Below are 5545 nucleotides of genomic sequence, written 5' to 3' on the forward strand. Positions count from 1 at the left end.
TAAGTAACAAGCTATATTTTCTCGATCAATCTCAGTTTTTACCTGGAAAGACATTGGCCATGAACGCACCCGGTTACAAAACTGGTTATATATCCATCATAGGACGGCCCAATGTCGGTAAATCAACGCTGTTGAATCATCTGATCAAACAGAAAATCAGTATTACTTCCAGAAAAGCGCAAACTACCCGCCACCGCATTCATGGGATATTGACCGATGCACAGTCGCAGTTTATTTTTGTGGATACGCCTGGTTTCCAGACGCGCCATCGCAGCCAGCTCAATCAGGCAATGAATCGGGTTGTTCTGCAAAGTATGCAGGATGTGGATGTTGTCGTATTCGTGGTTGAAGCAGGTCGATTTGGCCAGGAAGATGAACAAGTTCTGGGGCAATTGCCGCGGAGTCTACCCGTGATCTTGGTGATCAACAAAATTGATTTGCTGCCGGATAAATTGCAGCTGCTTCCGTTCATACAGAAAATGGCAGATGTGTTCGAGTTTTCTGCTATCGTTCCGGTCAGTGCCTTGCAAAACAGACAGTTATCTGCACTAATCGAAGCGATTCGTCAACATTTGCCGGAAAATTCCTTTTTGTTTGCCGAGGATGAGATCACCGATCGCAGTGAGCGGTTCCTGGCGGCAGAACTGCTGCGTGAGAAAGTTTTCCGGCAGATCGGAGAAGAAGTACCTTATTCGGTCAGCGTGGTGATAGAGCAGTTTACCGTGGAGGGTAATTTGCGACGTATACATGCCTGTATCCTGGTAGAAAGGGAAAATCAGAAAGCCATCATCATTGGTAAGCAGGGAAAGAAACTGAAGGATATGGCCACGCAGGCGCGTAAGGATATGGAAATGTTGTTCGGCAGCAAAGTCTATCTGGAAGTATGGGTCAAAGTGAAATCCGGCTGGGCGGATGATATTACCGCGCTAAAGAGCCTGGGTTATGAGTAAGAGAGAAGGTTTTAGAAATCATTCATTGGAAATAAGCAGGAAAACTAAATAACCATGATAGCTCTGGGTGTCAATATCGACCATGTAGCAACGGTGCGTCAGGCACGCGGCACGACTTATCCCAGCCCGGTCGAAGCGGCACTGGTTGCCGAGGCAGCGGGTGCAGATGCGATTACGTTGCATTTACGTGAAGATCGTCGCCATATACAGGAGAATGATGTCGTAATTCTGCGGGATCGGCTTAAAACCAGAATGAATCTGGAGAGTGCCGTGACAGAAGAAATGATTGCTTTTGCCTGCCGGATCAAACCGCATGATATCTGCCTGGTGCCAGAGCGGCGGGAAGAACTGACAACAGAAGGCGGGCTGGATGTCATTCGCCATTTCCAGCAGGTGAGTGCCGCGTGCAGGCGCCTGGCAGAAGCGGGAATCCGCGTTTCGCTGTTCGTCGATGCGCAGGCTGATCAAATTGATGCAGCAGTCGAGGCAGGTGCTCCTGTAATTGAACTGCATACTGGTCGTTATGCGGACGCTACAACAACCGAAATGCAGCAGGTTGAGCTGGAAACAATCCGTACCATGGCAGCCTATGCTTTTGGCCGGGGATTGCAGGTCAACGCCGGGCACGGGCTGCATTACGAAAATACCGTACGGATCGCCGCCATACCGGAGCTGTCCGAGTTGAATATCGGCCATGCCATCGTTGCCCGGGCATTGTTCGTCGGTTTTGCTGAAGCGGTTCGCGAAATGAAAGCTCTGCTCCAGCAGGCGCGTGCATGATATACGGCATCGGGACCGACCTGGTCGATCCTGCCCGGATTGCCGGCTCGCTGGAGCGTTACGGTGAACAATTTGCCAGACGTGTGCTGGCAGATTCTGAATGGCCGGATTACCTGGAGCACATCAAACCTGCACTGTTCCTGGCAAAGCGCTTCGCTGCCAAGGAAGCATTCTCCAAAGCAACGGGCACAGGCTTGCGTGCTCCGGTCATGTTCGGAAATATGGCTGTTCAGCATGATTCGCAGGGAAAGCCCTATTTTGAGTTTCAGCAGGAGCTGGCTGAATGGATAGGACAGCGTGGTATCACTCGCCATCATCTTTCCATCAGTGATGAGCTGACCATGGTAAGCGCCTTTGTCGTACTGGAAAAATAGAAATGTCCCTCGGCCCGCTGATGCTCGATATAGCGGGCACAGAACTGACTGAAACGGATCGTGTCCGACTAAGTCATCCCCTGGTGGGAGGCGTTATCCTGTTTGCACGGAACTACGCATCTCCGGCCCAGCTGGCCGGACTGACAGCGGAGATTCATGCGCTGCGATACCCGTCTCTGCTCATTGCAGTCGATCAGGAAGGCGGCAGGGTGCAGCGTTTTCGGGATGGTTTCACCCGTTTGCCGCCTATGCGTACACTGGGAGAAATCCACGACACGAACCCGGATCGGGCTCGTTACCTGACGAGCCAGGCTGGTTATGTACTGGCTGTAGAGCTCAAAGCTTGTGGTGCGGATCTGAGCTTTACACCCGTACTTGATCTCGATTACGGACAGAGCTGCGTGATCGGTGATCGTGCTTTCCATCGTGAACCGCAGGTCGTGGCCGATCTGGCTTGTGCCTTGATGAGTGGCTTGCAATCAGCAGGGATGGCAGCGGTTGGCAAACATTTCCCTGGCCACGGCGCAATCCGGGCGGATACCCATGTTGAAACTGCCATCGATACACGCAGCTACACCGGTATTGAAAAGGAAGATCTGATTTCTTTCCACCGGGTGATCGATGCAGGGCTTCCCGGCATCATGGCGGCGCATGTCGTTTATCCGGCCATCGACCAGCATCCGGCAGGTTTCTCCGGCGAATGGCTGCAGCGCATTTTGCGGCAGGATCTAGGTTTCGAAGGCTGTATTTTCAGTGATGACTTGGGTATGCAGGCCGCCAGGAATTATGGCAGCATTACTCGTCGGGCAGAGCAGGCTCTGCAGGCGGGGTGTGATATGGTACTGGTATGCAACGATCCCGATGCGGCAGATGAACTGCTGGGATCATTGCAATGGGAATTTTCTGCTGTCAGTATGGCCAGACTGGAACGCATGCGCGGACAGCACATGATTCATTCAATGGCGCAGTTGCATAAAATGGAACGATTCCTTCAGGCAGCAGACGAGATCAGTAAAATTGATCCGGTCGATATCAGTAAATCTGTGTAAGTATTTAATTTTCCAACAAACTATTTTTACCCCTTATTGATATGGATAATTTATTCGATGTGGCGGTCATCGGTGCAGGCCCTGGTGGCTATGTGGCGGCTATCCGCTGTGCGCAGCTCGGACTCAACACCGTATGTATCGATGACTGGAAAAATGAGCAGGGCAAACCCAGTCTGGGTGGTACCTGTCTGAATGTCGGTTGTATTCCTTCCAAGGCGTTGCTCGAATCTTCCGAAAATTTCGAACGGGCCGGACATAAGTTTGCTGAACACGGCATCAAGGTAGATGGACTATCGATAGATGTCCCAGCCATGATCGCTCGCAAGGACAAGATCGTCAAAGCCTTTACCGGTGGTATTGGTATGCTGTTCAAGAAAAATAAAGTGACTGCCTTACATGGTCATGGAACGCTGCAAAAACGTGATCGAGAACATGATAATGGTGATAACAGCTGGGAAATCCGGGTAAGTACCGACGGGCAAGAGCAATTGGTACGAGCCAGATATGTCATCATCGCGACGGGCTCTACGCCCCGTGCTCTGCAAGTGGCACCGGTCGACGGGAATAATGTGCTCGAGAATGCGGGCGCCCTGGCTTTGCAACAGACTCCAGAGAAACTTGCCATCATCGGCGCGGGGGTGATCGGCCTGGAATTGGGAAGTGTCTGGCGCAGGCTGGGTGCGGAAGTGACTTTGCTGGAAGCCCAGGCAGATTTCCTGCCGGCAGCGGATGAACAAATTGCCAAAGAGGCCTATAAAGCATTGACACGTGAAACAGGGCTCATCATTCATACCGGAGCTGAGATCAGATCAACCCAGGCAAGTGAGCACGGCGTGGAGATCGACTATGTCGATCGTGACAACAATGCGCAGAACCTGAAGGTGGATAAACTCATCGTGGCTGTGGGACGGGTTCCCAACACTTCAGATCTGGGGGCTGAAGCAGCAGGATTGAAACTTGATGAGCGCGGCTATATCAGCGTGGACGAATTCTGCCAGACCAGTCTGCAGAATGTATATGCGATTGGAGATGTCGTAAGAGGACCGATGCTGGCGCATAAAGCTTCCGAGGAAGGTGTCGCCGTTGCCGAACGGATAGCATCAGGCCAGCAGGAAGCGGCTGATTCGTCTGCCCATGTGGATCTCGGAATGATGCCATGGGTGATCTATACTGCGCCGGAGATTGCCTGGGTGGGCAAAACCGAACAAACGCTGAAAGCAGAAGGGATTGCCTACAAAGCGGGGCAGTTTCCGTTCATGGCCAATGGGCGTGCCCGTGCGCTGGGAGAAACGACCGGATTCGTCAAGGTGCTGGCGGATGCGGAAAGTGATCGTATCCTGGGCGTACACATGGTGGGCCCTTATGTTTCCGAGATGATTGCAGAAGCTGTGGTTGCCATGGAATTTTCCGCCAGTAGTGAAGATCTGGCGCGTATCGTACATGCCCACCCCTCGCTTTCCGAATCACTGCATGAAGCTGCCTTGGGCGTGGATAAGCGGGCCATTCATATCTGATTCTTGTAAGATTTCGGCCTGGATCATTCAGGAGGAAAACTGTATGAAACTGCTGTTTTTCTGTTTATTGCTGGTCTCGATGTCTGTATCTGCAGAGATGGAGAATGAAAAGCAGATTTCCGAGTTGGAAGTAGCCATCATGCAGCAGCAACAGGAGCAGCAGATTCTGTTCCAGCGGTTTCAAATGCTGCAGGAACTGCGACGCCATGAGATCACACAAATTGAGCAGGCACTGCCGACCGGGAGTGATGTCATTATCAATGGCGAAGCACCAAAATATGAGGACACAGCCAGACAGCGCAGGGAACGTACTGAAAGGGTCCGTCGTTATACGGACGAGCTGAATGAGCTGTACGTGCGCTATCAGGAAACGGAAAACGAAAGGCAGGCGCTGATCGAACAGTTGAATGGGCTGAAACCGGGTAAGGATGTTTCAGCAGAGCGGAAGAAATGACCGGGTAAGAAGCATATTTCACCCGTTCCCTGCTGGCAAGTGATTACTGACGTGGAATGGGTATCGTCGAATCTGCGTTCTATGCAGATCTGCTCCCTGACAAACGGATCCTGATTCAAAACAACGGACTTTCCACCTGATCAGTGAAATCAGGGTCTTGGAAAGAGTAATCCATTTCTGGGGGAAGCTGCTCCTGAAAGAAGTATTCATTGAATGTTCCGAATATATCTCTCATCCCTGTTTCGGAATTGATTTTAGCTACGACAATGCCTTTGGGAGGTAATGTTTTTGCCACTGGTATCGATTTGAGTGCCGTGGCCATGTAATTGATCCAGATGGGTAAAGCGGCCTGTCCTCCAGTTTCCCTGTTGCCCATGGATCTGGGTTCATCGAATCCCATCCAGGTAACCGCCACCAGATCTTT

Annotated in this window: 6 protein-coding genes and 1 pseudogene; 6 read left to right on the forward strand and 1 reads right to left on the reverse strand. The window is 51.6% G+C overall.

The window, feature by feature from the left end:
• Positions 1-59: 59 nt before the first annotated feature.
• From era to ABUL11_RS10770, 6 genes are read left to right on the forward strand one after another with little or no spacing between them, the layout of a single operon-like run.
• A complete protein-coding gene (gene era, locus ABUL11_RS10745) occupies positions 60-950 on the forward strand; it encodes a GTPase Era (protein ID WP_350283854.1) in 891 nt (296 codons plus the stop codon).
• Between the two features lie 54 nt (positions 951-1004).
• Positions 1005-1730 carry a pyridoxine 5'-phosphate synthase gene (pdxJ, locus tag ABUL11_RS10750; protein ID WP_350283850.1) on the forward strand — a complete coding sequence of 242 codons (726 nt, stop codon included), beginning with the start codon at positions 1005-1007 and terminating at the stop codon, positions 1728-1730.
• Positions 1727-2104 carry a holo-ACP synthase gene (acpS, locus tag ABUL11_RS10755; RefSeq protein ID WP_287398894.1) on the forward strand — a complete coding sequence of 126 codons (378 nt, stop codon included), beginning with the start codon at positions 1727-1729 and terminating at the stop codon, positions 2102-2104. The genes pdxJ and acpS overlap by 4 nt, the downstream gene beginning before the upstream one ends.
• Positions 2105-2106: 2 nt before the next feature.
• Positions 2107-3153, forward strand: coding sequence for a beta-N-acetylhexosaminidase (nagZ, locus tag ABUL11_RS10760; protein WP_350283851.1), 1047 nt, complete (start codon positions 2107-2109; stop codon positions 3151-3153).
• Positions 3154-3194: 41 nt separating this feature from the next.
• Positions 3195-4667, forward strand: coding sequence for a dihydrolipoyl dehydrogenase (gene lpdA, locus ABUL11_RS10765; RefSeq protein ID WP_350283852.1), 1473 nt, complete (start codon positions 3195-3197; stop codon positions 4665-4667).
• Between the two features lie 43 nt (positions 4668-4710).
• On the forward strand, positions 4711-5121 hold the full coding sequence (locus ABUL11_RS10770) for a hypothetical protein (protein ID WP_350283853.1): 411 nt from the start codon (positions 4711-4713) through the stop codon (positions 5119-5121).
• 115 nt (positions 5122-5236) lie between these two features.
• On the opposite strand, the pseudogene ABUL11_RS10775 reads toward ABUL11_RS10770, so the two are convergent.
• Positions 5237-5545 (reverse strand): annotated as a pseudogene (locus tag ABUL11_RS10775) (penicillin-binding protein); the annotation flags it as partial.

The organism is Nitrosomonas sp., assembly GCF_040256045.1.
Classification (GTDB): domain Bacteria; phylum Pseudomonadota; class Gammaproteobacteria; order Burkholderiales; family Nitrosomonadaceae; genus Nitrosomonas.

What these genes read in the sequence shown, in the direction of transcription:
- era (WP_350283854.1), top strand. Translation starts at nt 60, where the DNA reads ATGAACGCACCCGGTTACAAAACTGGTTATATATCCATCATAGGACGG.
- pdxJ (WP_350283850.1), top strand. Translation starts at nt 1,005, where the DNA reads ATGATAGCTCTGGGTGTCAATATCGACCATGTAGCAACGGTGCGTCAG.
- acpS (WP_287398894.1), top strand. Translation starts at nt 1,727, where the DNA reads ATGATATACGGCATCGGGACCGACCTGGTCGATCCTGCCCGGATTGCC.
- nagZ (WP_350283851.1), top strand. Translation starts at nt 2,107, where the DNA reads ATGTCCCTCGGCCCGCTGATGCTCGATATAGCGGGCACAGAACTGACT.
- lpdA (WP_350283852.1), top strand. Translation starts at nt 3,195, where the DNA reads ATGGATAATTTATTCGATGTGGCGGTCATCGGTGCAGGCCCTGGTGGC.
- ABUL11_RS10770 (WP_350283853.1), top strand. Translation starts at nt 4,711, where the DNA reads ATGAAACTGCTGTTTTTCTGTTTATTGCTGGTCTCGATGTCTGTATCT.